This window comes from Bradyrhizobium rifense, from assembly GCF_008123425.1.
Classification (GTDB): Bacteria; Pseudomonadota; Alphaproteobacteria; order Rhizobiales; family Xanthobacteraceae; genus Bradyrhizobium; species Bradyrhizobium rifense.
In genome coordinates this window covers 68,652-95,534 of the sequence record NZ_VSSS01000014.1, presented here as the reverse complement: position 1 = coordinate 95,534, position 26,883 = coordinate 68,652, and the positions used below count along the sequence as shown (strand labels likewise).

27 protein-coding genes are annotated in these 26,883 nt (G+C 62.9%); 14 read left to right on the top strand and 13 right to left on the bottom strand.

Annotated features, from left to right (window positions below; translation table 11 throughout):
• Positions 1–102: 102 nt before the first annotated feature.
• The 6 genes from FXB40_RS07660 to FXB40_RS07635 form a co-directional block, all read right to left on the bottom strand.
• Positions 103–681, bottom strand: coding sequence for a histidine phosphatase family protein (locus tag FXB40_RS07660; RefSeq protein WP_148771598.1), 579 nt, complete (start codon positions 679–681; stop codon positions 103–105).
• Positions 682–744: 63 nt separating this feature from the next.
• The gene (locus FXB40_RS07655; protein ID WP_148771597.1) at positions 745–1,824 is read right to left on the bottom strand and encodes an ABC transporter ATP-binding protein; all 1,080 of its coding nucleotides are present in this window, start codon (positions 1,822–1,824) and stop codon (positions 745–747) included.
• A gap of 9 nt (positions 1,825–1,833) precedes the next feature.
• Positions 1,834–2,667: a carbohydrate ABC transporter permease gene (locus FXB40_RS07650; protein ID WP_148771596.1), complete on the bottom strand. Its 834-nt coding sequence runs from the start codon at positions 2,665–2,667 to the stop codon at positions 1,834–1,836.
• A 10-nt stretch (positions 2,668–2,677) separates the two neighbouring features.
• Positions 2,678–3,628 (bottom strand): carbohydrate ABC transporter permease, encoded by a 951-nt coding sequence (locus FXB40_RS07645; protein ID WP_148771595.1) that lies wholly within the window; start codon positions 3,626–3,628, stop codon positions 2,678–2,680.
• Between the two features lie 146 nt (positions 3,629–3,774).
• A complete protein-coding gene (locus tag FXB40_RS07640; protein WP_148771594.1) occupies positions 3,775–5,037 on the bottom strand; it encodes an ABC transporter substrate-binding protein in 1,263 nt (420 codons plus the stop codon).
• A gap of 1 nt (position 5,038) precedes the next feature.
• Positions 5,039–5,983, bottom strand: coding sequence for an N-acetylmuramic acid 6-phosphate etherase (locus tag FXB40_RS07635; protein ID WP_148771593.1), 945 nt, complete (start codon positions 5,981–5,983; stop codon positions 5,039–5,041).
• Positions 5,984–6,076: 93 nt separating this feature from the next.
• On the opposite strand from FXB40_RS07635, the gene FXB40_RS07630 reads away from it, so the two are divergent.
• From FXB40_RS07630 to FXB40_RS07610, 5 genes are read left to right on the top strand one after another with little or no spacing between them, the layout of a single operon-like run.
• Positions 6,077–6,955, top strand: a complete 879-nt coding sequence (locus FXB40_RS07630) for a glucosamine kinase nucleotide-binding domain-containing protein (protein ID WP_187436721.1) — start codon at positions 6,077–6,079, stop codon at positions 6,953–6,955.
• Positions 6,946–7,701 carry a GntR family transcriptional regulator gene (locus tag FXB40_RS07625; RefSeq protein WP_246207445.1) on the top strand — a complete coding sequence of 252 codons (756 nt, stop codon included), beginning with the start codon at positions 6,946–6,948 and terminating at the stop codon, positions 7,699–7,701. The genes FXB40_RS07630 and FXB40_RS07625 overlap by 10 nt, the downstream gene beginning before the upstream one ends.
• Positions 7,698–8,723 (top strand): SIS domain-containing protein, encoded by a 1,026-nt coding sequence (locus FXB40_RS07620; protein WP_148771591.1) that lies wholly within the window; start codon positions 7,698–7,700, stop codon positions 8,721–8,723. Before FXB40_RS07625 ends, FXB40_RS07620 begins: the two co-directional genes overlap by 4 nt.
• Positions 8,723–9,886 (top strand): N-acetylglucosamine-6-phosphate deacetylase, encoded by a 1,164-nt coding sequence (gene nagA, locus FXB40_RS07615; RefSeq protein ID WP_210352135.1) that lies wholly within the window; start codon positions 8,723–8,725, stop codon positions 9,884–9,886. The genes FXB40_RS07620 and nagA overlap by 1 nt, the downstream gene beginning before the upstream one ends.
• Positions 9,887–9,905: 19 nt before the next feature.
• Positions 9,906–11,003: a Gfo/Idh/MocA family protein gene (locus FXB40_RS07610; protein ID WP_148771589.1), complete on the top strand. Its 1,098-nt coding sequence runs from the start codon at positions 9,906–9,908 to the stop codon at positions 11,001–11,003.
• Between the two features lie 75 nt (positions 11,004–11,078).
• On the opposite strand, the gene FXB40_RS07605 is transcribed toward FXB40_RS07610, so the two are convergent.
• From FXB40_RS07605 to FXB40_RS48685, 3 genes are read right to left on the bottom strand one after another with little or no spacing between them, the layout of a single operon-like run.
• Positions 11,079–11,855 carry a cyclase family protein gene (locus FXB40_RS07605; protein ID WP_148771588.1) on the bottom strand — a complete coding sequence of 259 codons (777 nt, stop codon included), beginning with the start codon at positions 11,853–11,855 and terminating at the stop codon, positions 11,079–11,081.
• A 37-nt stretch (positions 11,856–11,892) separates the two neighbouring features.
• Complete coding sequence (locus FXB40_RS07600) at positions 11,893–12,879, bottom strand: fumarylacetoacetate hydrolase family protein (protein WP_148771587.1); 987 nt, start codon at positions 12,877–12,879, stop codon at positions 11,893–11,895.
• Positions 12,818–13,075: a hypothetical protein gene (locus FXB40_RS48685; protein ID WP_210352143.1), complete on the bottom strand. Its 258-nt coding sequence runs from the start codon at positions 13,073–13,075 to the stop codon at positions 12,818–12,820. The genes FXB40_RS07600 and FXB40_RS48685 overlap by 62 nt, the downstream gene beginning before the upstream one ends.
• A 25-nt stretch (positions 13,076–13,100) precedes the next feature.
• On the opposite strand from FXB40_RS48685, the gene FXB40_RS07595 reads away from it, so the two are divergent.
• Genes FXB40_RS07595 through FXB40_RS07575 form a run of 5 tightly spaced genes read left to right on the top strand, consistent with a single transcriptional unit; the run spans position 13,101 to position 16,954 of the window.
• Entirely contained in the window at positions 13,101–13,913 is an 813-nt protein-coding gene (locus FXB40_RS07595; protein WP_246207443.1) for an ABC transporter substrate-binding protein, read from the top strand.
• Positions 13,914–13,924: 11 nt separating this feature from the next.
• Positions 13,925–14,629 carry a GntR family transcriptional regulator gene (locus FXB40_RS07590; RefSeq protein WP_148771585.1) on the top strand — a complete coding sequence of 235 codons (705 nt, stop codon included), beginning with the start codon at positions 13,925–13,927 and terminating at the stop codon, positions 14,627–14,629.
• Positions 14,626–15,432, top strand: coding sequence for an ABC transporter ATP-binding protein (locus FXB40_RS07585; RefSeq protein ID WP_148771584.1), 807 nt, complete (start codon positions 14,626–14,628; stop codon positions 15,430–15,432). Before FXB40_RS07590 ends, FXB40_RS07585 begins: the two co-directional genes overlap by 4 nt.
• Positions 15,429–16,193: an ABC transporter permease gene (locus FXB40_RS07580; protein ID WP_148771583.1), complete on the top strand. Its 765-nt coding sequence runs from the start codon at positions 15,429–15,431 to the stop codon at positions 16,191–16,193. The genes FXB40_RS07585 and FXB40_RS07580 overlap by 4 nt, the downstream gene beginning before the upstream one ends.
• Positions 16,190–16,954 (top strand): ABC transporter permease, encoded by a 765-nt coding sequence (locus FXB40_RS07575; RefSeq protein WP_148771582.1) that lies wholly within the window; start codon positions 16,190–16,192, stop codon positions 16,952–16,954. The genes FXB40_RS07580 and FXB40_RS07575 overlap by 4 nt, the downstream gene beginning before the upstream one ends.
• Positions 16,955–17,024: 70 nt before the next feature.
• On the opposite strand, the gene FXB40_RS07570 is transcribed toward FXB40_RS07575, so the two are convergent.
• Positions 17,025–18,023, bottom strand: a complete 999-nt coding sequence (locus FXB40_RS07570) for a LysR family transcriptional regulator (protein ID WP_246207441.1) — start codon at positions 18,021–18,023, stop codon at positions 17,025–17,027.
• Between the two features lie 173 nt (positions 18,024–18,196).
• On the opposite strand from FXB40_RS07570, the gene FXB40_RS07565 reads away from it, so the two are divergent.
• From FXB40_RS07565 to FXB40_RS07550, 4 genes are read left to right on the top strand one after another with little or no spacing between them, the layout of a single operon-like run.
• On the top strand, positions 18,197–18,589 hold the full coding sequence (locus tag FXB40_RS07565; RefSeq protein WP_246207439.1) for a hypothetical protein: 393 nt from the start codon (positions 18,197–18,199) through the stop codon (positions 18,587–18,589).
• A gap of 4 nt (positions 18,590–18,593) precedes the next feature.
• The gene (locus FXB40_RS07560) at positions 18,594–19,784 is read left to right on the top strand and encodes an efflux RND transporter periplasmic adaptor subunit (RefSeq protein WP_246207437.1); all 1,191 of its coding nucleotides are present in this window, start codon (positions 18,594–18,596) and stop codon (positions 19,782–19,784) included.
• On the top strand, positions 19,781–22,912 hold the full coding sequence (locus FXB40_RS07555) for an efflux RND transporter permease subunit (protein ID WP_148771581.1): 3,132 nt from the start codon (positions 19,781–19,783) through the stop codon (positions 22,910–22,912). Before FXB40_RS07560 ends, FXB40_RS07555 begins: the two co-directional genes overlap by 4 nt.
• The gene (locus tag FXB40_RS07550; RefSeq protein ID WP_148771580.1) at positions 22,909–23,700 is read left to right on the top strand and encodes a hypothetical protein; all 792 of its coding nucleotides are present in this window, start codon (positions 22,909–22,911) and stop codon (positions 23,698–23,700) included. Before FXB40_RS07555 ends, FXB40_RS07550 begins: the two co-directional genes overlap by 4 nt.
• Positions 23,701–23,805: 105 nt before the next feature.
• Here the strand turns inward: FXB40_RS07550 and FXB40_RS07545 are convergent, their stop codons facing one another.
• The 3 genes from FXB40_RS07545 to FXB40_RS07535 are packed head-to-tail and all read right to left on the bottom strand — an operon-like array spanning position 23,806 to position 26,699.
• Positions 23,806–24,810 carry a substrate-binding domain-containing protein gene (locus tag FXB40_RS07545; RefSeq protein WP_148771579.1) on the bottom strand — a complete coding sequence of 335 codons (1,005 nt, stop codon included), beginning with the start codon at positions 24,808–24,810 and terminating at the stop codon, positions 23,806–23,808.
• A 55-nt stretch (positions 24,811–24,865) separates the two neighbouring features.
• Positions 24,866–25,969: an ABC transporter permease gene (locus tag FXB40_RS07540; protein WP_148771578.1), complete on the bottom strand. Its 1,104-nt coding sequence runs from the start codon at positions 25,967–25,969 to the stop codon at positions 24,866–24,868.
• Entirely contained in the window at positions 25,959–26,699 is a 741-nt protein-coding gene (locus FXB40_RS07535; protein ID WP_148771577.1) for an ATP-binding cassette domain-containing protein, read from the bottom strand. Before FXB40_RS07535 ends, FXB40_RS07540 begins: the two co-directional genes overlap by 11 nt.
• Between the last annotated feature and the right edge of the window lie 184 nt (positions 26,700–26,883).

Sequence of the window (26,883 nt, the reverse complement as noted above, 5' to 3'; positions counted from 1 at the left end):
TTGTGCTGCCGCCAGTATCCCTCGACGACTTGGTGGTGAATCCACCGAGCCCTCGGCCTGCCGCTTCTGAACCTGCTCCGCCCCTGCTTCCTTTCGCGAAAATCACAGCTCCTCGAGGCGACGCCAGCCATGCAGCACGCGACGTCCATGCGAGGTGAACGCGAAGAAGCAACCGCCGCCAGCGGGCTGGTCGTGGGCGCGATCAATCCCCAGACCGGAGTAATGGCAGTACAAGAGAGTACCAACGCCACCGTGGCCGACAAGAAGTACGTCGCCCGGCGTGTTGCGGCTCAGCACATGCTCGACCTCGCGGACAATGCGCAGCTGGGCGTCGATCGCTCGTTCCCAGCCACGAATGCTGGTGTGGGGATGCCCGAAGAACTGATTGGCCATCGCCTCGAACTCGTCGGGGACGAGGAAGCCTGTGGCCGATCGGTCGTTCTCGTGCATCGCTTCGCGCACCTCCACGTCGACCCCCATCTTTGCAGCAATGATCTCAGCAGTCTCGATCGCCTTTCGCTCTCCGCTGGAGATGACCTGCGTGGTACCCGACAGCAGCCCCGTGGCCGTCACGGCTTCCGTACGCGCTTTGCCGACCTCACTCAGGCCCCAACGAGGAACGGGAACCGACGGATCGATATTCACCTGAGGATGGGTCAGATAGCGTACGACATTCGTCATGACTGAACGATCGCGCCTTCACACCTGCTTGCAGTCGGCATCGCATCGCCTCCGTCAACGGGTTTATGTCGCAACGCGCAGGCCTAAGGCGTCGAAGACGTGGACATCAGGACTCGCGGCAACGAGTGTCACCGTCTCGCCGGGCGCCGGCGTCTGGCGGCCGCGGACCTCCGCTACGAATATCCTGCCGTCAACGCGGCGCAGATAGGCGAAGGAGGCCTCGCCAAGCCGTTCGACCAGCTCGACGATGCCTTCGGCGAGGAAGGGACCGGCCCCACCCCGAACAAGATGCTCCGGACGGACACCGACGGTCAGCGCGTCACCGACCTTCAGCGATGCCGCCGGCATATCGAAGTTGCGAAACGCGGTGCCGGCCACGCGCGCGCGTCCGCCCTCGATGCCTCCGACCTCTGCCTCGAAGAAATTCATCGCAGGCGAGCCGATGAAGCCGGCAACGAACAGATTGGCGGGTTCATAATAGAGGTCGAGTGGTTTGCCGACCTGCTCGATGCATCCCTTGTTCATCACGACGATGCGGTCGGCAAGCGTCATCGCTTCGACCTGATCGTGCGTGACATAGACGATCGTCGATTTCAGCAGCCTGTGCAAATTCGCGATCTCAACGCGGGTCGAGACACGCAAGGCCGCGTCGAGATTGGAGAGCGGCTCGTCGAACAGGAAAACAGCGGGCTCACGCACGATCGCTCGGCCGATCGCGACACGCTGACGCTGACCGCCGGAGAGATCGCGCGGATAGCGTTCGAGCAACTCCTCGAGACGTAGCATGCGAGCCGCTTTCGCGACGCGCCGCTCGCGCTCGGTCGGCGGCACGCCCGTGAACTTCAATCCGAACGTCATGTTCTTGCGCACATTCATGTGCGGATAGAGTGCGTAGGACTGGAACACCATCGCGATGCCGCGTTCGGCGGGCGCGAGCGTATTGACAAGCTTGTCAGCGATATGGATGTCCCCACCCGATGCACCATCGAGCCCGGCAATCATCCGCAGCAGAGTCGACTTGCCGCAGCCTGAAGGGCCCACGAGAACGACGAATTCGCCGTCCCCGATGCTCAAGTTGACGTCGTTGAGCACTGTCGTCGCGCCATAACGCTTGTTGAGGTGCTCGATGCGCAGATTGGCCATTCTGAGAACCTATTTGACTGCGCCGGAGGTGAGGCCTGCGATGAGCTGGCGCGAGAGGATGACGTAGATCACGACGACCGGCAGGATCGCCATCGACAGTGCGGCGAGCACGGAATTCCAGTCGGTGATGTACTGGCCGAGAAACTGCTGCACGCCGAGCGTCACCGTATGGGTCGAATCGCTCGAGGTCAGGATCAATGGAAACCAAAGGTCGTTCCAGATCGGCACGATGGTGAAGACAGCGACCGTTGCGATGGCCGGTCGCAGCAGTGGAGCGACCACTTCGAAGAAGATGCGAGTTTCCGGCACGCCGTCGCAGCGCGCGGCATCACGCAAATCCTTGGGAATCTGCTGGATGAATTCGCTCAATATGAAGATCGACATCGGCAGGCCCTGCGCGACATAGACCAGGACCAAGGCCGTCAGCGTGTCGTTAAGGCCAGCGGACCGCATCATGTTCAGGATTGCGACGGAGCCAAGCCGGATCGGCACCATGATGCCGATCGACAGGAACAGCGCCAGCGCCGTCGAACCGCGGAAGCGATATTCGGTAAGCGCCCAAGCCGCCATCGCCCCGAACAGCAGGACGAGCGCCATGCTGACGAGGGTCACGATCAACGAATTCGAATAGTACGTGAGGATATGTGAGGAGCGAAACACCTTCTCATAGCCGACCAGGCTGAAGGTTGATGCGTCCGGCGGCGCGAGCGGGCTACCGAAGATGGCGCTGCGCACCTTGAACGAATTCATCACGACGAGCAGGATTGGACCTACCGCCAGAAGGCTGTAGGCAATCAGGACGAGATGGACACCGATGCTCCTTGCGCGCTGGTCCGTCGTCATGCCTTCCCCCTCAGAAAGCGTAACGGCGGATGCGCCGTTGCACGAGAAAGAGATAGAGGCAGAGGCCGAGAAGGATGATGAAAAACATCACGGTCGCGACCGCGGCGCCCATCGTCGGATTGCCGAGCTGGAGCTGATTTCCGAAGAAAGTGCGGTAGAAAAACGTACCGAGGATGTCGGTGGTGAAATTCGGCCCCGCAAGCGCGCCCTTGACCGAGTAGATCAGATCGAAAGCGTTGAAGTTGGCGACGAAGGTCAAGACCGAGACCAGGCTGATCGTCGGCAGGACGAGTGGAAGCTTGATGTGGAAGAAGATGCGGAACTGTCCGAGCCCATCGACACGTGCCGCGTCGATCAACTCTTCGGGGATGTTGAGCAGCGCGGCGTAGATCAACATCATCGGGATGCCGACGAATTGCCAGACAGACATCAGGGACAGGGTGACGAGCGCGCTCGATTCGAGTCCCAGCCAGGGAGCAAATAGTGAGCCCAATCCGACGGCTTTCAAAGCGCCAGCGGCCACGCCCCAGAGCGGCGAAAGAATCAAGTTCCAGGAGAAGCCGACAATGACTACCGACAGCATCGTCGGGAGAAACATCACGGTTCGATAAAAGCCCTTAAGCCTTACACCCGGCAGGCTGAGCAATCCTGCGAGCGCAATACCGATCGGATTCTGCACGCACATATGCACGGCGAAGAATATCAGATTGTTTCCGAGGGCATTCCAGAATGGCTTTGACCAAAGCGCATCGCCGAGCAGCGTTTCGAAATTGGCGAGGCCGACGAAAGATCGGGCTCCGGACGGATCGCTCGTGTAGGTGGAGAGCGCCATCGTCGCGACAAGCGGATAGATCGAAAACAGGGAATAGATCGCCACCGCAGGGCCGAGAAAGAACAACAGAAGGCCCGCGAGTTTTGCGCGAGGCATCTGGACGGTGATGTTCGAGAGCGGTTCAGGCATGACGGGAAGAGTGCACCTACCGTAAATTATCGTCGCTGTCCGCTTGCGGCTCGCGCCATCTTTTGGCGGAGCGTGCAGCAACTGTCGACCAGGGAGGGACAGTCCCTCTCCCCGCGAATGCGGAGAGAGGGGACCTAGGACCTACATCACTTGGCGGGCTTGTACCACTTGTCGAGACCATCCTGGAGCTGCTTGCCGGCAGCCTCGGGCGTCAGCTTGCCGTTGACCACCTGCGCGGACACGTTCCAGAGCTCGTTTTCGAGATTCGGCGTACCTCGCGACAGTATCTGATACGAATTGCGGATCGTCGACTTGCAGGTCTGCCGCCATCCGACCATCGCCGCAGCGACATCGTCTTCGACCTTCACCGGAGTCTTGGAAAGGGAGAAGAAGCCGGGAAGCGCGTTGGTGTAGATCGTTGCGAATTCCGGCGTCGTCAGCCATTCCAGGAACTTCTTGGCGTCCTCCTTGTTCTTCGAAGCTGCGTTGACGCCCATCGCGATGTCGGTGTGATCTGAGATATAGCAATCCGTCGTGCCGGCCGGCTGCGGCGGCGGGAATGCACCCATCGCGAATTTCGCTTGGCCCCGGAACGTCGAGATGTCCCACGAGCCAGCCGCATAGATCGCGCCCTTGCCGAGCGAGAACAGATTCTGACTGTCGGCGTAGGTCTGCGCCTGGAAGCCCGATCCGAGATAAGGCGCCCAGCTTGCGATCTCCTTGAAGGCCGCAACGTATTGCGGGTCGGTGAGCTTCTCCTTGCCAGTAATCAGATTGGCTCGACCCGTCTCGCCTTTCCAGGAGTCGGGACCGATGTTCTGGAATCCCATGGTTGCGGCCTCCCATTGGTCAGCCGTGCCCATCACCAGCGGGACATAGGTCCCGTCCTTCTTCAGCTTCTCGAGTACGGCGTGGAATTCGTCGAGCGTCTTCGGCTCAGATACGCCGACCTTTGCGAAGGCCTCCTTGTTGTAGATGAACCCGGCGATAACGGATGCGATCGGAACACAGAAAGTGGTTTTGCCATCGTCGGTTTGCCATGCGGCCTTTGCGACATCGGAGAAATTGTCCATACCCTTGATGCCGTCGACGCTATCGAGCTGATGTTTCTGATAGAGCGCGAGCGAGGCGTCGAACGGACGGCAGGTAATAAGGTCGCCGGCGGTACCCCCATCGAGCCGCGCGTTGAGGGCGGCATTGTATTCCTTGGGCGCCGAGGGCGCGAATTCGATCTTGATGTCGGGATAGTGCTTGTTGAAGGCGGGAATGATTTTGGAGTTCCAGATGTCGGCGTCGTCATTACGCCAGCTCTCGATCTTCAATGAGCCTGCCTGGGCCGACGCCAGCCCCGCGAGCAATGCCAACGCGGCAACCTCAGCTCCCAATGCGGCCTTGAATGTCCGTCTCATGCTACGCTCCCTTGTTCGGGCCTTCGCCCTTGATTCCGTTGACCCTTGCGCGGCGCAACGCGTCGTCGATGCGGCCTTCCGCAGCAGCGAGCCAGTTGACGGCTTCGCTCATGCTGGCGATGCCGCAGGCAATCAGCACCGCTGGCTTGACATCGCCGCCGGCCTCACGCAACGCCGCCGCCGCTTTGGCATCGCTGACACTTGCGATCGCTGCGACGATTCCGCGCGCCCGCTCGCGCAACTTCGCGTTATCGGCCTTCAGATTGACCATCAGCCCCTGGTGGATGTGACCGAGCTCGAGTCCCATCAATGATGAGAGCATGCCGAGCGCGGCCTTTTGCGCCGCTCCGGCCGCGAGCCGCGTCGAGCCCCGCAGCGCCTCGTCCCCGCTTTCAAGCAGGATCGACGCGTCGGCGCCGATGAGCAACGGCGAGGCCGGATGGTGCGCGATGCCGACCACGAAGGCACCGCGGCGACGCGCCTCTGCGGCCGCAGCGACGGTGAACGGTGTCGAGCCGCTCGCCGATACAGCAATCACTGCGTCGCGGGAGAGATCGCCAAGCTCGGTCATGGACCGCTCACCGGCTGCGGCATCGTCCTCCGCCGCGCTGTCGATGCGAAATGGCTCGGCGGTCCCGCCGGGCAAGACGATCGCGATGCGGCTCTGGTCAAGGCCGAACGTACCGGGAAGCTCGGCAGCATCTTCGGCCGCCGCAAGGCCGGAAGACCCTGCACCGGCATAGACCAGACGCCCGCCGGCCCGCCAAACGGCGGCGAGCCGAAGTGCCGCCGTGCGGATGTCCCTGGAGACAGTCGCGACCGAAGCAATCGCCCGGCGGTAGGAGGCGAGCATTGCGTCCGCAAACATCGCCTCATCGGTCGTCACGACGTCGGTGGTGCCGCCGCACCTCTCTCCGCCCGTCTCCAAACTCGGCAACACCGACATCGCGAATACCAATGGTAGATACCTCTTGTATTCGTTTTATCCACGTGACATACCACTTGTCTAGAGGCGTTAAGAATATTTTTAGGAGGCCCCTTGGCGACAGCCCGGTTCTTTCTCGGAGTAGACGGCGGCGCCACCCGTTGCCGCGCGAGACTGCGGGACTCGTCTGGCCGCGAGCTCGGGCGTGGCCTCGGGCCGGCTTCGAACATCTATCTCGACTTCGACGAGGCGATGCGGGTCGTGCGCGAAACCATCGAATCCGCGATCAGTGCCGGCGCGTCACGGCAGGAGATCGCCGTCGGCCTGAGCCTTGCCGGGCTTTCGGACGACAATGAAGCGGAGCGTGTCTCCGACGCCCTGCCCGGCTTCGCGCGTATCGTCGCCGTCAATGATGCTGTCGCCGCCTGCGTGGGAGCCAACGGGGTCGGCGACGGCGGCCTGATCATCGCGGGCACGGGCTCGGCGGGCATCGCTCGCGTCGGAGCGCGAACGACTATCATCGGCGGACGCGGCTTCTGGCTGGGCGACGACGGATCCGCCGCACGCCTCGGCGAATCGGCGTTGCGCGCGACGCTGCGTGCGATCGACGGCCTCGAGCCGATGAGCGGACTTGCCCAGGCGCTCGGGCGACATTTCAACGATGATCCGTTGCGAATGAGCCGCTGGGCAGCGGAGGCCAGACCCAGAGACTACGGCTCCTTCGCGCCCCAAATCCTGGCTGTCGCCAGGTCCGGAGATATGCGCGCGCGCGAAATCGTCGGGGAAGCGGCCAGCGCGATCGCGGCGCTCGCGAACGCGCTGAACGCGCTCGGCGCCGAGCGCATTGCGCTCGCGGGCGGCTTCGGCGAGCCCTTGCGCCCCTTCCTGCCGCCTGATGTGGCCAAGCGCCTCGCCCAGCCGCGGCGCGACGCGGTCGACGGCGCGATCCTTCTCGCCGGCGGAACGCTCGCGGAGGACACGGCATGTCCATGACGGTCGAAACGGCGCCGGGCCAAAAGCTCTATCGTGCCGTGGTCGACGCGCTTCGGCGCGAGATCGAGACCGGACGCTTCGTGGAGACGCAACTGCTTCCGGCGGAGCGCGTGTTGTGCGAGCTGCTCGACATATCGCGCACCACGCTGCGAAAGGCGATCGCCGATCTGATTGCCGAAGGCGTGCTGTTTCACCGCCACGGCGCGGGCACCTTCATCCATCGCGCAACGCCGCGCGTCGAACAGCCCTCGTCGCGTCTGACGAGTTTCACGGAAGACATGCGGCTGCGCGGATTGGAGGCAAGCTCGCGCGAACTCGAACGCGGCGTATTCCTGCCGACGCCGGAAGAGGCGATGATGCTTGGCGTACGACCAAACGACCGCGTGTTCCGACTCGGACGCCTGCGCCTGGCCGACGGTTCGCCCATGGCAATCGAACGCGCCGCCGTGCCGATACGCTTTCTTCCTGGACAGGATTCGGTCGGCGCCTCGCTCTACGAGGCACTCTCCGCAAGGGGCTTCAGGCCAACCCGGGGCCTGCAGCGCTTGCGCGCGACCCTCCTCGATCAAGCCGATGCTGAACTGCTCGGGGTCGCGCCAGACAGCCCGGCGCTCTACATCCAGCGCATCGCCTACCTCGCAGACGGAGCCTGCGTGGAGTTCACGAAATCCTGGTACCGTGCCGACGCCTATGATTTCGTTTCCGAACTCACGCTGTCGCCCCTGGCCCGAAAGACGCACCGATGACGACACAGATGCTTCAGGAGATCGGCGAGGCAGGCGACGCGGCTGCGCGCCAGCTCGGTCAAAATGCCGAGCGACTCGCTGAACTCGGAGCACGTCTGCGTGCCCTCGACCCGCCGCTCGTCGCAACTATCGGCCGTGGTTCGTCGGATTGCTGCGCGCTCTATCTGAAATATCTCGTCGAGATTCTTTCGGGGGTGCCTTGTGCCTCCATCGGTCCCTCGATTGCGACGCTTTATCGGACGCCGATGCGGCTCGCAGGGAGCGTTTCCGTCGCGATCTCGCAATCGGGGCGGAGCCCGGACATCGTGGAAATGCAGCGTGCCGCACGAGACGGCGGTGCGCTCGCTCTCGCATTGGTCAACGACGTGGCCTCGCCACTCGCGCAAGAGGCCGAAATCCTGCTGCCGCTCTGCGCCGGCACGGAACGTTCCGTCGCCGCGACCAAATCGATGATCGCCGGCCTCGTCGGGGGGGCGAGCCTCGTCGCGGCCTGGCGCGAGGATCGGCAGCTCGCAGCCGCCCTCGCCGGCCTGCCGGACGTCCTGCGCGCCCAAGCAGCGCCGCCGCCCGCGACGATACTGGAGAGACTTGCAAATGCCCGCAGCGCTTTCGTGCTCGGCCGCGGCGCAACACTTGCGATCGCCGCGGAAGCGGCACTCAAACTCAAGGAAACCTGCGCGATTCACGCCGAGGCCTACTCCGCGGCCGAGGTGCTGCACGGCCCGGCCGAACTTGTCGCTCCGGGCTTCCCCGTCATCGCCTTCCTGCCGTCCGACGCGGCGCGCGAAGGCATGCTGCCGACGCTCACGGCGCTGGCCGACGCCGGCGCGACGGTGATCACAATCGAAGCGGGCGGCGCCGATGAGTCGGATCGTCTCGCTACGGCACGAGTCGGGGCTCCCCTGTTGGAGCCCATCGTCATGATCCACCGCTTCTACCGGCTTGCCGAAGCGCTTGCGCTCCGGCTCGGGCGCGATCCCGACCGCCCGCGCAATCTGCGCAAGGTAACGGAGACCGTCTGATGATCGTTCTGACCGGCGCGCGGATTTTCGATGGAGAACGCTTTCTCGATGACCACGCGGTTGTCGTCGAAGGTGCGCGCATTGCCGCAATCGTTCCCCACTCCGAGAGACCTGACGGCGCAGCGCGGGATCTCGGCGGCGGCCTGCTTGCGCCCGGCTATGTCGACGTTCAGGTCAACGGCGGCGGCGGCGTCCTGCTCAACCAGGACCCGACGCCCGAAGGCATCGCACGCATCGCGGCCGCGCACCGTAAACACGGGACCATCGGGCTGCTGCCGACGCTGGTGACCGACGCGCCGCAGGTGATGGCCGCTGCCATCGCTGCGACGCGCGAGGCGCGGCGCCTGACCCCTGCGGCACTCGGCATTCACCTGGAGGGGCCCTTCCTGGATCCGCGCCGCAAGGGTGCGCATGAACTCAGCTACATCCGCGACCTCGGGCGCGATGACGTCGCGACAATCGCCAAGGCGAATTGCGGCGCGGTCATGCTGACGCTGGCGCCCAATCGGGTCGCGACCGAGAGCATCGCCGAGCTCGCGCGGCATGGCGTGCTCGTCTCGCTGGGCCACTCCGACGCGAGCTACGAGGAGGCGCGCAGGGCCGTGCAAGCAGGCGCGCGCGCGTTCACCCATTTGTTCAACGCGATGAGCGCGCCGACCGGGCGCGAGCCGGGCATGGTCGGCGCCGCGCTCGATCTCGACGATGTGTTCGTCGGCCTCATCGCCGACGGCCATCACGTCCACGAGGCGAATTTGCGCAACGCGCTTGCCGCCAAGCGGCACGATCGTTTCATGCTGGTTACCGACGCGATGCCGCCGGCGGCCGGTGGCCCCGATCATTTCGATCTTCAGGGCCGCCGCGTGACGAGTGCAGACGGTTGCCTGCGGCTCGACGACGGGACGCTCGCCGGCTCGATTCTAACCATGGATGAGGCGGTGCGCTATGCCGTCAACGTCGTCAGGCTTCCGCTCGCCGATGCCCTCGCAATGGCATCACGCGTTCCGGCGACGTTTCTCCGGCGCGATACTGAACTTGGCCGAATCGCACCAGGCTATCTCGCGAGCCTCGTGCATCTCGACGACGAGCTGCGGGTGCTGGAAACCTGGATCGAAGGCCAGCCCCCCAACGGCTCTGAGCACGATGCGGCGGCGGACAACACCTGACTAAGGACGCGATCGAGCCATGTCCTCGCTCTCCATTTCGACTCCGCAAAATGTTCGCGTTCTCGTGGTTGGCCTCGGCACCATGGGAACCAGCCATGCCCGCGCCTATCAATCGGTCGAGGGTTTCGAGCTCGTCGGTCTTTGCACCTCTCGCGCGGCCGATCGCGACGATCTCGAGGCCGAGTTTCCCGCTCTTCCGCGCTTCGAAAGCTTCGACGAGGCGCTCACGAGTTTGCGTCCCGATGCCGTCGCGATCTGCACCTACACCGAGCATCACGCCGCCATGGCGTTGCAGGCTTTCGCTGCTGGCGCGCATGTTTTCTGCGAAAAGCCGCTGGCCGACACGCTGGATGCGGCGCGACAAGTCGTTAGCGCTGCACACGCGACGGGAAAGGCGCTGCTGATCGGCTATATCCTGCGCGTACATCCCGCATGGTCGCGGTTCGTCGAAATCGGCCGAACGCTCGGAAAGCCGCTCGTGATGCGCATGAATCTCAACCAGCAGTCTGCGGGCTCCTTCTGGGAGGTGCACAAGAGACTCATGCGGTCGACTTCACCGATCGTCGATTGCGGCGTCCACTACGTCGACATCATGTGCCAAGTGACGCGAGCGCGTCCCGTCGCGGTCCACGCGGTCGGGGCGCGACTGACGAGCGAAATCGCGCCGGCCGTGTACAATTACGGCCATCTTCACATCATGTTCGACGACGGATCCGTCGGCTGGTACGAGGTCGGCTGGGGTCCAATGATGAGCGAGACCGCTCATTTCGTGAAGGACATGATCGGCCCTAACGGCAGCGTGTCGATCGTCGCGAAAGAGAGTAGCGATGCGGGCGTGCGTTCGGCCGAACATGACACGCATACACGGACCAACGCGCTTCGCATCCATCACGCAGCGCGCGACACCGAAGACCGCTTTGCGAAGCCGGACGAGTTGATCTCGACCGCGGATGAACCCGACCATCAGGAGCTCTGCGAGCGCGAGCAGCGGCTGTTTCTGCGTGCGGTCCGTGGCGAGGTGGATCTGTCCGAGCATCACGAGGACGCGATCAACTCACTCCGCATCGTCTTTGCCGCCGACGAGAGCGTTCGAACCGGTGAAGTCGTACGCCTGTAGATCCACACCTATCGAACGCGCCGCGCCAGGAACCGATAGAGAAATACCCATCTATCCGGTATTTGCTTGCGACCTTTAGCCCTCAACGATTGCGACCGCCCGCGTCCACCCCGCGGATGCCCGCTCGATCTTCACGGGGAAGCATGAGACCATGAAGCCGGTCGAGGGCAGAAGCTCGAGATTGTGCAGCTTCTCCAGATGACAATAGCCGATGTGGCGTCCGGCCTTGTGACCCTCCCAGATCAAGCCGGCATCCCTGGTCTCCGCATATTTCTTCGCGGTGTAGACGAAGGGCGCGTCCCAGCTCCAGCCATCGATCCCGGTCAGCCGGACGCCGCGTTCCAGCAGATACATGGTCGCCTCATAGCCCATGCCGCAGCCCGAGGTGACGTAGTCCTGGCGGCCATATTTGACGCCCGCGCTGGTATTGACGACGACGATCTCGAGCGACGACAGCGTATGCCCGATCCGCTTCAGCTCGGCCTCGACATCCCCGGCAGTCGCCACATATCCGTCCGGAAGATGGCGGAAATCGAGCTTCACACCGGGCTGAAAGCACCATTCCAGCGGCACCTCATCGATGGTCCACGAGCGCTCGCCGCGGTTCATCGTGGGATGGAAGTGCCAGGGGGCATCGAGATGGGTGCCATTATGAGTGGAAAGATTGACCATCTCCACCGCCCAACCCTGACCGTCGGGCAGATCCTCCGCCTTCAGCCCATCGAAGAACTGGAGCATGCGTGGCAAGCCTTGTTGATGATCGATGTATTGAATGGTCGGATGATTGCCCGGCGGATCGGCCGGCACGTCGTTTTGCAGCGGTACGGAGATATCGATCAGTTTGCGCGCCATGGTGTTTCCTCGTTGCCTCTTCTTGTCCGTTGAGAGCTCAAGCGTCCTGCCGTTCGACCCTGTTTTTCAAGATCCCGATTTTTTCGACTTCGAGCTCGACCGTATCGCCATGTTCGAGAAACCAACCGAGCTCGAGCCCGCAGCCATTGCCCACCGTGCCCGAACCGATGAATTCACCCGGCATCAGCGTCTCGTCCTGCGTAACATGGGCGATGATCTCCTCGAACGAGAACAGCATCCCATCCGAGACGCCCGTTGAGCGGGTCTCGCCGTTGACACGCGCTTCCATCTTCAACTTGTAGGGATCGCCGATCTCATCCGGTGTCACGATCCACGGCCCCATCACATTGCCGCCGTCAAAGCTCTTGCCCTTGGCGGGGCCGAGGCGCCCTTCCATCTCGATGCGCTGCGCGTCGCGCGCCGAGAAATCGTTGAAGATGGTGTAGCCGAAGATGTGATCCTTCGCCTTCGCCGCAGAGATATTCGCGCCCCTGTTCCTGGTGATGATCCCGAATTCGAGCTCGTAATCCATCACCTTGCTGTAGCGCGGCCACCTGACTGTGGTGTCGGTGCCGCGGACGCTGAAACGGTTGGTAATGTAGAAGATCGGTTGCTTGCGATAGACCTCGGGCAGCTCGCCGAGCGGCTCCGCGTCGATCCGCGCCAGTTCCGCCATGTCTCCTTTGGCGCGCGCCACGAGCTTCCGCTGCCCGCGTGGCGCTTGCAGGATGTGCAGCGGGAACGACATACCGTCGCGCATCTGCCGGGGCTCCGGCACGGGCGCGAGGACGTCCACCGAACTTATCGCCGACGATAGCGCCGGATCCTTGCCGTGCTTCTCGAGCAGCGCCGCCGCCTGCTCCAGCGCGCGTGGCCCGGCATCGATCAGCGCCAGCATCGAGGTAAAGGCGGGATCCTGTCCATCGCGCGCCGCGGCCGCAGCGATATCGAAGATCCGGCTGTCATTGGAATGCACCACGCCGATCTTGTCCTGACCAGCCGACCTGAATGTAGCGAGTTTCACCTTGGACCCCCTTGCTCTGGATAAAAATATATGATCGAATAAAATATCGATAATCAAGAGAAAAAAATGCGGACTGGGAGGACAGCTTGAAAAGGCAGTTTGCAGGATTGGCAATCACACTCGGAATTTCGCTTGGGATGTCTTGCGCATTGGCAGGCTCCGCGGCGGCACAGGCGAAAATCCAGATCGGTTGCACGGCCACCTCCGACTGTGCGTCCGCCATGATCGCGGTCGACGAGGGCATTTTTAGAAAGCACGGGCTTGACGTCGAGATGACGCCGATTGCCATCAATTCGAACATCCCGGCCGCGATCCTGTCGAACTCGATCGAGATTGGCGGACCGACTTCGACGGTCTTCCTCCAGGCCGTCGACGGCGGCCTCGATCTGGTCGGCATCGCCGGCGCGTCGGTGATGAACACGACGTCGAACAACGCCATTACGGCTTTCGTCCGAAACGGCATCACCATCAAAGAGCCGAAGGATTTCGTCGGCAAGAAAGTCGGCGCACCGGGGCTGAACGCCTTCCTGCATGTGCTGTTCGTGAAGTGGCTGGTGGAGAAAGGCGTCGATCCCAAGAGCGTCAAGTTCGTCGAGGTGACCTTCCCGACCATGGCCGACATCATCAAGTCCGGGGGCGTTGATGCCGTCCTCACCGCCGAGCCATTTGTCACCCGCATGACCAATGCGGGCCTCGGCTCAGTCGGTGCGCGCTACGCGGTCGACCTCGCCCGCACCGACCCGATCATCTTCTATGCCGCCTCGCGCGAATGGGCGGAGAAGAACGCCGCGACCGTGACGAAGTTTCGCGATGCGATCGCGGAAGCGGCAGTGATCGTCAACGGTGACCGCGAGAAGGCCTCCGCTTCGATCGCAAAGTTCACCAAACAGCCGCTCGATCTCGTCAAGGCGACGCCTCCGAATCAGTCTGAGCCGGGTTTGAAGCCGGAAAGCCTCGCCTGGTGGATCGACGTGATGTCGTCGCAGAAGATGCTGCAATCGAATCTCGATACGAGCAAACTGGTGCTGAACTGAGGACCCATACGATGCCGGCTTCCGAACGCACTGTCGAACGTCCGAACGGCGAGGCGGGCACCTTGAGCGAGCGCGCTGCCACTCTCCTCGAGCAGGACATTCTCGCCGGACGTCTGGCGCCGGGGGCGCGGCTAGGCATCGTCGATCTCGTGCAGCGCTATGAGATCGGCGCCACGCCGCTCCGCGAGGGATTGTCGCGCCTGATGTCGCGCGGATTGATCGTCGGCATCGGCCAGCGCGGCTTTCGCGTCGCCGAGGTCAGCCGCGAGGACCTGGCCGACATCACCTGCATGCGCACTGCCGTCGAAAAAGAGGCGGTCCGGCTCGCCATCATCCACGGCGATGACGCCTGGGAGGCCGGTATCGTGAGCGCGCTGCATCAGATGCGCCGGCACATCGAGCGTACTGGCAACGAATTCCGCGAGGGCGCTGCCGATTTCGACCGCCTGCACAAGGGCTTTCACACTGCCCTGCTCGCCGCCTGCGGGTCGCAGCGGATGCTCGGTGCGCATTCAGACCTCTATGACCAGGCCTACCGCTATCGGCGCGTGATGATGCGTGCGATCGACAGCGGTGCAGAATTCATCCGCAGCCATCAAATGCTCGCCGACCGCGTGCTGGCGCGGGACGTCCCAAGCGCTCAAGAAATGCTGGAGGGACACCTGCACTCGACCATCAATTTCGTTTACCCGCCCGCCAACGAGAGTGACCGATGACCGTCCTTGCAAGACTTGATGAAGCAAAGGCGGCGCGGCAGCAAAAGCCATTGATCACCTTCAACGGCGCGACGCTTCGGCTCGGCGGCAAGACCATTATCGAGAATCTCGATCTCGAGGTGCGTCCTGGCGAATTCCTCTGCATTGTCGGCGCCTCCGGTTGCGGCAAGACCACTGCGCTGCGGCTCGCGGCGGGCCTCTATCGTCCGACTGGCGGCGCCGTCACCTTCGACGGCCAGCCGATGCTCGAACCACGTCGCGAGGTCGCGATCGTATTCCAGGACTATGGCAAGGCGCTGCTGCCCTGGCGAACCGCAGCCGGCAACATCTCGCTTGCGCTGGAGGCCTGCGGAATTCCCGTCCGCGAGCGCCCCGACCGGATCGCTGAGTTGCTGCGCAAGGTCGGCCTTCCCGCCCATGCCGAGAAATATCCGGCGGAAATGTCCGGCGGCATGCAGCAGCGTTTGCAGATCGCGCGCTGTCTCGCACAGGAGCCTACCACGCTGCTGATGGACGAGCCATTCGGCGCGCTGGATGCGATGACGCGGCAAGGTCTCCAGGACGAGGTGCTGTCGTTGACGGCGGCAAGCAACACGACCGTCGTCTTCGTGACCCACGATCTCGACGAAGCGATCTATCTCGGCGACCGTGTCATCGGTCTCTTGCCGCATCCCGGGCGGATCGGGATCGAGCTGGATGTGAACCTGCCGCGCCCGCGCGACCAGCTTGCCACCCGCGAGCACCCGGAATTCCTGCGGCTGCGCCGGCAATTGTTCGACTTCATCAAGGCGACCGAACATTGAGCCTCGAACGCACCAAACCGCTGTTGCTGCCGCTCGTGGTGCTGCTCGTCTTCGAACTCTGGGCCCGCCTCGCCCATTTGCAGAGCGACAGCCTCGCACCTCCGAGCGCAGTCCTGGCCGCTCTGGCCGCAGCACTCGCCGACCTCACGATTCCGATCGCTACCCGTGACACTTTGCTCGCGGCGTTCGCGGGGCTCACGATCGGCAGCGTCATCGGGCTTGCGCTCGGAATAGCCTTCGGCGTTTCGAGCATGCTCGACCGGCTGATGGAAGTAACCATCGAGGCGATCCGACCGATTCCGTCGATCGCGCTGCTGCCGATCGCACTGATCGCGCTCGGCTTCGGCTATCGCATGGAGATCGTGATTGTCGCCTTTGCCTGCGTCTGGCCGATGCTGATCCTGAGCCGCACCGCGGTCCGCCGCGTCGAGCCGCGATTGATGGAGGTGTCACGGGCGCTGCGCCTGACGCCGGTGCAGCGGATCATCAAGATCATCATTCCAGCCGCTTTGCCGCGGATCTTCGTCGCATTCCGCCTGTCCGCCGGCATCGCACTGATCGTCGCGGTGACGGTCGAGATCGCGATCAATCCGCTCGGCCTCGGCGCCGGCATCATGCAGGCGCAGCAGGCGCTGCGCGCCGACCTGATGCTCGCTTATCTCGTCTGGATCGGCATCATAGGCTACGGGCTCAACTTCGCGCTGGTCGTCGTCCAGCGCCGCATGTTCGGCCGTGCCGCGATCGCCGGGGCAGGCTCATGAGCGCCACCGCAATGATCTGGCGTATTGCGAGTTTTGCGGTCGCGGCTGGCTTTGTCGGGCTCTGGCAGCTTATCGCCAACCTCAAGCTGATCTCACCTGTGTTCTTGCCCGGCCCCGACCGCGCCTGGGCCGCACTGATGCGTGGCTTTGCGACCGGCGATCTCACGAGCAAGCTCGTCGGCACGCTGGAACACATGGCCTATGGCTGGCTCGCTGCCTCGGTTGCAGGCATTGCGCTCGGCGCCCTGATCGGATCGTCTCGCCTGATGCGCATCTACATCGCGCCATCGCTGGAATTCCTGCGTCCACTACCGGTATCCGCGATCATCCCCGTCGCGATCGCGATGCTCGGCCTGACGCAGGGGATGGCCCTGTTTGTGATCGCCTTCGGTGCGATCTGGCCGATCATGCTTGCGACCATTCACGGTTTCGCCGCCGTCGAGCCGCGCCTCTACGAGGTCGCGCGCGCGTTGCAGATGTCGCGCCCCGCAATCGTCTTCAAGATTGCATTGCCGTCGGCCCTGCCCGACATCCTCGCCGGCATGCGGCTCAGCCTGACGGTCGCGCTGATCCTCTCCGTGGTCTGCGAGGTGCTCGCCGGGCTCGACGGCCTCGGCCACTGGGTGTTGTTGTCAGCACGCGCATTCCGCTCTGCCGATTTGTTTGCCGGCGTGATCCTGCTAGGGGCGACGGGCTACGTCACGTCGATTGCCATGTCCCTGGCCGAGCGCAGACTATTGGCGTGGCAGTCGACGCGCTAATTGGTGTGAGGGATGCAGACGGTATGGCGGAGAGAGTTCGTGGCCACTTGAGACAACGAGCGTTCACTATTCACAAGGTGGTGGCGGCTCCGATGATAGTGCTGCGCAGCCATCGGTGGGCAGGAACATCGTCAAAGCGCCGATGCCAGCTCATCACGCTGTGCAGCGTGGGCGCTTCGAACGGCAGATCCCTGATCTCGATCGGATAGGCGCGGCGGAACTCCAGCGCCAGCTTTCGTCCGAGGATGGTGACCAGGTTTGACTGCACCAGAACCGCCCCTGCGGAGAGATAGGGCACCTCGGAAGCGACAAAACGAGCGCTCTTCCGGGCCTTCAGGAACGTATCCACGAACTCCAAATTCTCACCGCTCGAGCTGATCCCCAAATGCCGCAGCTCGGCCAGTGATGCCGTCGTCAACCGCTTCCGCAGTGCTGGATGGCCGCTGCGGAGCACGGCCACGAAGCGATCCTCGATGAGCTGCTCCGAGGCAAACCGCTCTCCGCCCAGGGCTTGCGCCGACAACGCAAGATCAAGCTCGCCGCGGTCGAGTTTGTCCCTGAGATCCAGGGTCCCGCTGGGCACCAATGACAGGCGCACGGCTGGCGCCTGTGCGCGCACCGCAGCCACGATCGGTCCCACCGCGACCACGGCGGCATAATTGTTCACCGCAATCGTGAAACGCCGGTCTGCCGTCGAGGGGTCGAAGATGTCCCCCTCGACCGCGAGCTGCAGCTCGTTGAGCGCCTTGCGAACCGGAAGCGCGAGCTGCTCGGCTCTCGGGGTCGGGCTCATTCCCGCGGGTGTGCGGATAAACAACTTGTCCTTCAACGCATGACGCAGCCGGTTGAGCGCGTGACTGACGGCCGGCTGGCTGATGGCGAGGCTGTCTGCGGCACGTATCACGCTGCGCTCGCGCAACACCGCGTCGAACACCAGGAGCAGATTGAGATCGAGGTTGCGGAGTCTCATGAGGCTTCTATGCACATTGTGAATTGGTAGATTATACCAATTCATTTGAATAATAGCGGCGCGGCGTCCAACTTCAAGCCATGTCAACGCGCTCGCCATACAGGATCGCCGCGCGGCCCGCGCGCACTGCCGCACGGGTCACGGTCGCCGTCATTGCTGGGCCGAACTCCGCGCTGGTTGCGACATCGGAACAACTTGGCCGCTGGTGGTGTCTGACGCCACTCGCTCTATGGTCCACCGTTTCCGTACGCAGCACTGATCCTGATGAGATTTTGCGCGGCGTTGCCTCCGTGCTCGCACGACACGATGCGCACCGGCTGATCCTGATTGCGGAGGGTCAAGCGGCCCGTGCCGCGCTCGAACTCGTGCTGCAAGGAGCCATCGACTGTGCCGGCCTCCTTGCGATCGCCGTATCCCGCACGGCGCTATCGTTTCGCATCGTCCCTACCGCCGCGGCCATCCGACTTGTCGTGCGCGGCGAGGATCGCGAGGACACGCCGGTCGACCTCATCAGCGAGCTGCGCGCTGCCGATATCGACACGCGGATCATCGGGTTCGCTTCGGGCGCTGCGAACGATGTACGAGCCGCGGCGAGCGCCGCCGAAACCTTCGTCCAGGAGCTGGTCGCGAATGCGACCCGCCCAATCCGCCCCTATGGAGTGTAAAGCGATGCTGTCCAGAAAGACTTTTCTCCTCGTCGGCACGGCTCTCGTGGTCGGAACCGGAATCGGTGCTTATGTCCTGCACGACGCCGCGCCTGGCCATGCGGCTGAGCCCAAGCTCGCATCCAAGGCAGCACCGCCCGTTCCGGTGACGGCTGCGCATGCGCACAAGGGCGACGTGCCCATCGTGCTCGAAGGGCTCGGCACCGTGACACCGATCAACACCGCGACCATTCACACCCAGGTCCAGGGGACGCTCGACAGTGTGGATTTCGTCGAGGGGCAGAACGTGAAACGTGGCGACGTGCTGGCAAAAATCGATCCGCGCGTGTTCGAGGCACAGGTCGATCAGGCGGAGGCCGCCCTCGCCCGTGATCAGGCGGCCTTGAAGAACGCGCAAGTCAACCTCGCCCGGACGCAGCCGCTTGCCACGCGCGGATTTGCCACCCAGCAATTGCTCGACACTCAGGATTCCCAGGTGGCGCAGGGCCAGGGCACGGTCGCGCTCGACAAGGCGGCGCTGGAGGCTGCGCAAACCCAGTTGAGCTACACCACGATCACCGCGCCCTTCGACGGGATCACCGGCATCCGCCACATCGATCCCGGCAATATCGTGCATCCAACCGACACGATCGGGCTCGTGATCCTTACGCAACTGCAGCCGATCTCGATCATTTTCACCCTGCCCTCGACCGACATTCCCGAGGTGCAGAAATCGATCGCGTCCGGCGAGGCGTCCGTCGACGCCTATGACGCGGCCAACACCCACAAGCTCGACCATGGCAGCTTGATGCTGATCGACAATCAGGTGGACGCATCGACCGGTACGGTGCGGCTGAAGGCGTCCTTTCCGAATGAGAGGAAGAATCTCTGGCCAGGATCTTTCGTCAACATCCATCTCACCGTCGCGCTCCGCCATGACGCCGTAACCGTGCCGCTGACGGCTGTTCAGCAGGGACCAGGCGGCACCTTCGTCTACGTCGTCGATGCGAACCACATCGTGAGCGCGCGCGACATCAAAGCCGGCCAGTCGCGCGAAGACAAGGTGCTGATCGACCAGGGCCTGTCGGGTGACGAAACCGTCGTCACCGCCGGTCAGTACCGGCTGAAGCCCGGGACATCGGTCGAGGTCGTCCCCGACAATCGCAAGGACATGGTCCAGAACGCCACCACCGCAAGCGCAGGTATGCTGCCATGAGCATCTCCCAAGGAATCTCCCGAGGCTTCATTCGCAACCCCGTCGCCACGGCCTTCCTCGCAATCGGCATCACGATGATCGGCCTGGTTGCCTTCTTCAGGCTGCCCGTCTCGGCCCTGCCGGCGGTCGACACGCCAACGATCCAGGTCACCGCGCAACTGCCCGGCGCAGATCCTCAGACCATGGGATCCTCGGTCGCCACGCCATTGGAGCGCCAGTTCGGGCAGATCGCGGGCCTGACCGCCATGACCTCGTCGAGCGGCTTCGGCAACACTGAGATCACCCTGCAATTCGCACTGAACCGCAGCACCGACGCGGCCGCTCAGGACGTGCAGGCCGCGATCAATGCGGCGGCCGGGCAATTGCCGAAAACCATGCCGTCGCCGCCGATCTTCCGGAAGGTCAATCCGGCCGACGTGCCGGTGCTCCTGATCGCGCTGACGTCGGATACCGAGCCGCTCACCAAGGTCGACGACTATGCCGACAGCATCCTGGCGCAGAAACTGTCGCAGGTGCCAGGCGTGTCATTGGTCACGATCGGCGGCATGCAGAAGCCGTCGATCCGCGTTCAGGTCAATCCGGCGAAACTCGCCGCGGCAGGCATCGATCTCGAGCAATTGCGCGCGACGCTCGGCAACGTCACCGTCAACCAGCCCAAGGGCGTGCTCTACGGCGATCAGCAGGCCTACACGCTCGCGACCAACGATCAGGTGCTGACCGCCAAGGGCTATGACGATCTGATCATCGCCTATCGGAACGGCGCACCGGTCCGGCTGCGTGACATCGGCCATGCCGAAGTCGCGGCGGAGGATTTGACGCTGCACGGCTGGTACAACGACAAGCCGTCAGTGGTCCTCGCCATTCAGCGCCAGCCGGGCGCCAACGTGATCAGCACGGTGGACGGCATCAAGAAGCTGCTGCCGCAGCTGGTCGCGGGCCTGCCCTCGGATATCAAGGTCACGATCGCATCGGACCGGACGCAGACGATCCGCGCCAGCGTCGCGGACGTGCAGTTCACGCTGCTCCTGACCATCGCACTCGTGGTCGGCGTCATCTTCCTGTTCCTGCGCAATTTCTGGGCGACCATCATTCCCGCGATTTCAGTACCGATCTCGCTGATCGGCACGTTCGGCGTGATGTATCTCCTGAACTACAGCCTCGACAATCTGTCGCTGATGGGGCTTTCGATCGCGGTCGGCTTCGTCGTCGACGATGCCATCGTCATGATCGAGAACATCTCGCGGCATATCGAAGAGGGATTGTCGCCGCTGGAGGCCGCGCTGAAGGGCGCCGGCGAGATCGCCTTCACCATCATATCGATCTCGGTGTCGCTGGTGGCGGTGTTCATTCCCCTGCTCCTGATGGGTGGCGTGATCGGACGGATGTTCCAGGAGTTCGCGGTCACCGTGTGCGTCGCGATCGCCGTCTCCGTGCTCGTGTCGGTGACGCTGACACCGACGATGTGCGCCTACCTGCTCTCCGACCACGGCAGGGGTCCGGGCGTAATATCGCGAACGCTGGAACGCGGATTCGTGGCGATCCAGCGCGGCTACGAGGCTGTTCTGTCCGTCGCGTTGCGCTTCAAGCTGGCGACGCTGGTGGTCATGCTTGCGAGCGTTGTGGCAACGGGCGTGCTGTTCGCTGGCATTCCGAAAGGATTCTTTCCCCAGCAGGACACCGGCATGATCACCGGCATCACGGAAGCCTCGGCCGACGTCTCGCCGGCTGAGATGGCGGAGCTGCAACGGGGCGTGATCGACGTGATCGCGAAGGACCCTTCGGTCGCCAACGCCACGGGCTATATCGGCCCGGGCGGGCCCACCGTGACCGAGAATAACGGCCGACTGTTCGTGCTGCTGAAGCCGCGGAACGAGCGCCAGTTCAGCGCCGACGAGGTAATCCGGCAGCTCGATACCAAGCTCGCCAAGCTTCAGGGGATCGCAGTCTTCATGCAGGCGACGCAGGACATCAATCTCGCCAGCCGCCTGTCCAAGACCCAGTACCAGTTCACGCTCACGGATGTGAACCAGGACGAGCTGAACAGCTGGGCCGGCAAGCTGTTCGAGAAACTGAAAAAGCGGCCGGAGTTCGCCGACGTCGCCAGCGATCAGGCCAACGCCGCGCGCCAGCTCAAGCTCAAGATCGACCGCGATGCCGCCTCCCGCCTCGGCATCGATCCGGCGGCGGTAGACAATACGCTGTACGACGCGTTCGGCCAGCGTCACGTCGCCCAACTTTTCACCACGCTGAACACTTACTACGTGATCCTCGAGGTGGATCCGTCGTTCCAAACCGGCCCCTACGCGCTCAACCGCATTTACGTCCGCTCATCGAACGGATCGATGGTGCCGCTCGGTCAGTTCACGACCATTGAATATGGCTCGGCGGCGCTGGCGGTGAACCATCAGAACCAGTTTCCGTCGGTCACGCTGAGCTTCAACCTGTCGCCCGGCACAGCGGTCGGCACGGCAGTCGCCGCCGTGCAGCAGGAGACGGCCGCGCTGCATATGCCTTCGACCATTGCGACGAGCTTCCAGGGCAACGCCCAGGCGTTCCAGTCTGCGCTCGCCTCCACGCCCGTCCTGATCCTGGCCGCGATTATCGCGGTCTATCTGATCCTGGGCATGCTCTATGAAAGCACGATCCATCCGGTCACGATCCTGTCGACGCTGCCATCCGCCGGGCTCGGCGCGCTCATGGCGCTCTGGACGTTCGGCTTCGGGCTCGACGTTATCGGGTTGATCGGGATCGTTCTGCTGATCGGCCTCGTGCAAAAGAACGGCATCATGCTGATCGATTTCGCGCTTCACGCCGAGCGCCATCGGGGACTTTCGACTGAGCAGTCCGCGCTGGAGGCCTGCAAGGCCAGATTCCGTCCGATCCTGATGACGACCATGTGCGCGATGCTCGGCGGCGTTCCGCTGATGATCGGCACGGGGACCGGATCGGAATTGCGACAGCCGCTCGGCTTCGCGATCGTCGGCGGCCTGATCGTTTCCCAGCTCTTGACGCTGTTCACGACGCCGGTGGTCTACATCTACCTCCAGAACGTCAGCGACTGGTTCGCACGCAAGCGCGCGGCGCGTCGCTCTCCCCGTCCCGCTGTCAATCCGGAGCTTGCAGGATGAACGCCGAGACGAAGGATGACATGAGGGCCCAGAATGGCACGCTGTCGGTTCGCACGCGTATCGTCCGAGAGCTCACGGCCGCGTTCTGGGGTTACTGGCTTCTCGCTGCCATGGCGGGCGAGATCGCGGGCCGTGCGCTCAGTCATATCTACCTTCACCGCTCGGGACGAGTGATCGTCGCGCTGTTGCTGTGCTTCCTTGCGATGTCGATATTGCAGGGAGCGACCCGGCGGTTTCCGCGGACAATCTTCTGGTCCACCACATTCTTGCTCAGTCTCTTGGGTGCGGTGCTGGCAAAGACGGCCGACATCTCGATGGGAGGCGGCGACATCGGTGCGATTCTGCTGATCGCCATCCTGCTCATATTCTCGTTCGTGATCTGCTATCGCCTCACGGGAAACCTGCCAGGCCCGACAGACCGCTCCAATGTTCGCGGCTTCTTCTGGATCACGGCACTACTGACCCAAACCGCCGCCAGCGCATGCGCGGACTGGATCATCGACAGCGGGGGCCCGTCGGAGCGTCTGGCGATCGCTGTGATCACGCTTGGCATCGCAGCGGCCATGGGACTCTATTTTTCGACGCGGATGCCGCGTTCGGTATTGTTTTGGTCCGCTTTCGTCCTGTCAGGGACCGTCGCCGCACTCGGAGGACACCTCGTTCCGAGATCAATCGAATTTAGTGGGCAGAATGCAGCACTTCTTGCGACCGCAGCAGCCGCAAAGTTCTTCTACCCCGACAGACCGCTTCTCGGGTTGATGTGCCACCAGTCAGCTAAAGCGGCCTGACCGTTGGCGATTTTCTACGAAGGTCAGCCCGGCGTTCCAAGAGTGACAGTGGTGTCGATGAGGGAGTCAGCGGGCAAGATCTCGCCCGCTGCCCTGAAGCACGGACTACTTCGCGATGCAGGTATCGACGTTCTTGGTTGTGCAAACGTCAAGGCCCGTATAGGTCGGATCTTTAGGCGGGGCTTTACCTTCCTTGACGTCCTTCAAAGCGAACATGGTCTTGTAGCCCATTTCGAACGGACGCTGGCCCACTTGGCCGAGCGAGAATCCTTCCTTCATCTGGTCGATCTGAACCGGCAGCGTGTCGGCAACCACCAACGCAAGATCCTTCTTGGCGATTTTGTCCTTGTAAGGCGTGACTGCAGCACGGTTAGCGTCCGGCACGAATTGCGGGAAGCCGCCCGTCGGCGTGAACGCGTCGAGGCTCGGGTTCTTTGCCATGGTGTCCTGGAATTGCTGCACCGACAGCGGAAAATCGTCGTTGGTGTAGAGCGGGCAGCCGTCGATCTCCTTCCAGCCATTCTGTCCGGTCAACCGTTCCCCGGGCGATTGGGCAGCCTCCTTGCCCGCCAGCGTGTCACGGATGCCCTTCATGCGCTCGTTGTGGTTAGCCGCTGCTGCGCCGCCGGACTGGATGCAGATCGAGCCGCCCTTCGGCTTGATGGTCTGCACGATCTTGGCAATGTTGACGCCGATCTCGTAGTTATGGGTGCCAATATAGGCAAGGCGCAGGTCCTTGTTCTCGGGCAGCAAGTCCGAGTCCCAGGTCAGCACGGGAATGCCGGCACTCTTGGCGGCCTGCAACGCAACCGCCATCGCAGCCGCGTTGGACGGTGACACAGCAATGCCGTCCACTTTCTTTGCGACGAGGTCCTGCACGATCTGCACCTGCTCCTCGCCACCACCATGCTCGCCGGGGCCGATATACATGCATTGGAAGGCCCCCTTGGACTCGGCTTCCGCCTTCTTGCAGCCGTCGCGCGCCTGGTCGAAGAACGGATTGTTCATGTTCTTGGGAACGAGCGCAAAAGTGAACTTCTGCTGCGCGCAGGCCTGTCCTCCCATCAGCGCTGAAAACGCGACGGCCGCCATCAGAATATGCTTGTTCACGTGTCTCCTCCATGTTTGTTGACGCCAAGCCTCCGCCCTTTTTGTGGTCGGATTCCTAGCCACGCTTCCAGGCAACCCATTCGCGGACCGTGGCAACAAGCGACGTTCCGCTCGTCTGCATGCCCAGAAGCACGGCAATAACGATGAACATTCCAACGAAGGCGCCCTGCCAGTTCGAGTCGATGCCGGCCATCAGAAGCGCGTTGCGGATCACTTCGAGAAAGGCAGAGCCTATCACGGCCCCGAATGCAGTTCCGTAGCCGCCCATCAGGTTGGCGCCGCCAATGACGGTGCCGGCGATAACGCGAAGCTCGTAGCCGGTGCCCATCGCGTTGATGGCTGAGCCGCTGTAGCCGAGGAGCAGCAGCGAAGCGACAGAGGCAGTGAATGACGAAAACACATAAGCCTGGAACTTGATCCAGTCGACCGGCACGCCGGTCAGGCGCGCAGCGTTCTCGTTGGAGCCAATCGCATAGAGGTGACGCGCCCACGCTGTAAAGATGAAGATGGCACCGAGGATGAGGGCAAGGATCACCATGACCCAAAAATGGGAGGAGAACTCCGGTATCCAGCGCGGTGCCCAGCCGGCTGGCGCATGCAGCGGCCATTTCGCCTGGCCGATTGCCCTGACGATCGGCGCGTCTGGGCCAAACTGGTAGAGCATCTGATTCCCAGAGATCACGACGGCGAGCGAGCGCGCGATCGACAGCATACCAAGCGTTACGACGAAGGACGGCATACCAATATAGGCAACGAAGAAGCCATTGAAGGCTCCACATGCCAATCCCGCCAAAAGCCCGGCCGCGAAGGCGACGTACCAGGAATAGTGCCAGGTCAGCAGCAACCCGGTGACGATGGCGACGAGCCCCATCACCGAGCCGACGGACAGATCAATACCTCCCGTGATGATGACCACAGTCATGCCGAGGCTCATGATCGCAAGCGGAGCGAAGTTGCGCGTGACGTTCGTCGCGTTGTCGGCCGTGCCGAAGGTCGGCTCCAACCACGTCATGAAGACTACCAGAGCCAAAAGTGCGACGGCTACCCAGAATGCCTGACTTGCCATCAGGCGCTGGAGGGTGGTCTGCTCACGAACTCCGACGACGTCACTGATTGCGGCGTGCGTTTCTTCTATTGCTTTGGCGACACTAGGCTTCACGGATCGCTCCCGTAATCAGGCCGGTGATCTGCTCCGGTGAGGTCGCCGCGGTCTCCTTGTCGGCAACCTTTGAGCCGCGCCGAAGGACAATGATGCGGTCGCAGACCGTAAACACGTCGGGCATGCGGTGGCTGATCAGCATCACCGATACTCCCCGAGATTTCAGCCGGCGGATGAGCTCGAGCACTTCGGCGACCTGTCGTACAGAAATCGCCGCGGTCGGCTCGTCCATCAGGACGAGCTTGGCATTGGACAGCCGGGCCCGGGCGATCGCAACAGCCTGGCGCTGTCCCCCTGACATCTTCTTTACGAGGTCGCGGGGACGCGTTTCCGATTTGAGTTCCGCGAAGAGCTCGCCGGCGCGCTTGATCATCGCCTGCTTGTCGAGGATGCGGAGCGGCCAGATCCCCTTCTTGATTTCGCGTCCGAGGAAGACGTTCTCCGCTGCGGTCAGATTGTCGGCAAGCGCGAGCTCCTGATAGACAACTTCGATGCCCTCAGCCCGGGCCTCGATCGGCCTGTGGAAATGGCATGCCTTGCCATCAACGACGACGGCCCCCTCGGTCGGCGGGAAGTTTCCGGCAATCAGTTTTACCATGGTCGATTTGCCGGCGCCGTTGTCGCCCATCAGCCCGACCACCTCCCCCGCATCGACCGAAAAGCTGACGTCATGCAGTGCCCGAATGGCACCAAAGCTCTTCGAGATGCTCCGCACATCAAGCAAAGCCACGCGTTCCCTCCATCGTGCGGTGGCAGCTCTATCCGGCCGCCTCACCTCCCCGATCGATGCAATTAATATTGCACAAATCTCAATCTCGCAACATCTATTTCATGGGCGTTGCATGAGCACTCGTTGCGGTTTGAGCGAAACGAGTGAAAATCGGGAGTGCGCGAGACCACATCCCGCTTGCCTG

Bases quoted from the DNA above. Each gene is read 5' to 3' on its own strand.
- FXB40_RS07660 (WP_148771598.1), bottom strand. From the start codon at position 681: ATGACGAATGTCGTACGCTATCTGACCCATCCTCAGGTGAATATCGAT.
- FXB40_RS07655 (WP_148771597.1), bottom strand. From the start codon at position 1,824: ATGGCCAATCTGCGCATCGAGCACCTCAACAAGCGTTATGGCGCGACG.
- FXB40_RS07650 (WP_148771596.1), bottom strand. From the start codon at position 2,667: ATGACGACGGACCAGCGCGCAAGGAGCATCGGTGTCCATCTCGTCCTG.
- FXB40_RS07645 (WP_148771595.1), bottom strand. From the start codon at position 3,628: ATGCCTGAACCGCTCTCGAACATCACCGTCCAGATGCCTCGCGCAAAA.
- FXB40_RS07640 (WP_148771594.1), bottom strand. From the start codon at position 5,037: ATGAGACGGACATTCAAGGCCGCATTGGGAGCTGAGGTTGCCGCGTTG.
- FXB40_RS07635 (WP_148771593.1), bottom strand. From the start codon at position 5,983: ATGTCGGTGTTGCCGAGTTTGGAGACGGGCGGAGAGAGGTGCGGCGGC.
- FXB40_RS07625 (WP_246207445.1), top strand. From the start codon at position 6,946: ATGTCCATGACGGTCGAAACGGCGCCGGGCCAAAAGCTCTATCGTGCC.
- FXB40_RS07620 (WP_148771591.1), top strand. From the start codon at position 7,698: ATGACGACACAGATGCTTCAGGAGATCGGCGAGGCAGGCGACGCGGCT.
- nagA (WP_210352135.1), top strand. From the start codon at position 8,723: ATGATCGTTCTGACCGGCGCGCGGATTTTCGATGGAGAACGCTTTCTC.
- FXB40_RS07610 (WP_148771589.1), top strand. From the start codon at position 9,906: ATGTCCTCGCTCTCCATTTCGACTCCGCAAAATGTTCGCGTTCTCGTG.
- FXB40_RS07605 (WP_148771588.1), bottom strand. From the start codon at position 11,855: ATGGCGCGCAAACTGATCGATATCTCCGTACCGCTGCAAAACGACGTG.
- FXB40_RS07595 (WP_246207443.1), top strand. From the start codon at position 13,101: ATGATCGCGGTCGACGAGGGCATTTTTAGAAAGCACGGGCTTGACGTC.
- FXB40_RS07590 (WP_148771585.1), top strand. From the start codon at position 13,925: ATGCCGGCTTCCGAACGCACTGTCGAACGTCCGAACGGCGAGGCGGGC.
- FXB40_RS07585 (WP_148771584.1), top strand. From the start codon at position 14,626: ATGACCGTCCTTGCAAGACTTGATGAAGCAAAGGCGGCGCGGCAGCAA.
- FXB40_RS07575 (WP_148771582.1), top strand. From the start codon at position 16,190: ATGAGCGCCACCGCAATGATCTGGCGTATTGCGAGTTTTGCGGTCGCG.
- FXB40_RS07570 (WP_246207441.1), bottom strand. From the start codon at position 18,023: ATGGCGAGCGCGTTGACATGGCTTGAAGTTGGACGCCGCGCCGCTATT.
- FXB40_RS07560 (WP_246207437.1), top strand. From the start codon at position 18,594: ATGCTGTCCAGAAAGACTTTTCTCCTCGTCGGCACGGCTCTCGTGGTC.
- FXB40_RS07555 (WP_148771581.1), top strand. From the start codon at position 19,781: ATGAGCATCTCCCAAGGAATCTCCCGAGGCTTCATTCGCAACCCCGTC.
- FXB40_RS07550 (WP_148771580.1), top strand. From the start codon at position 22,909: ATGAACGCCGAGACGAAGGATGACATGAGGGCCCAGAATGGCACGCTG.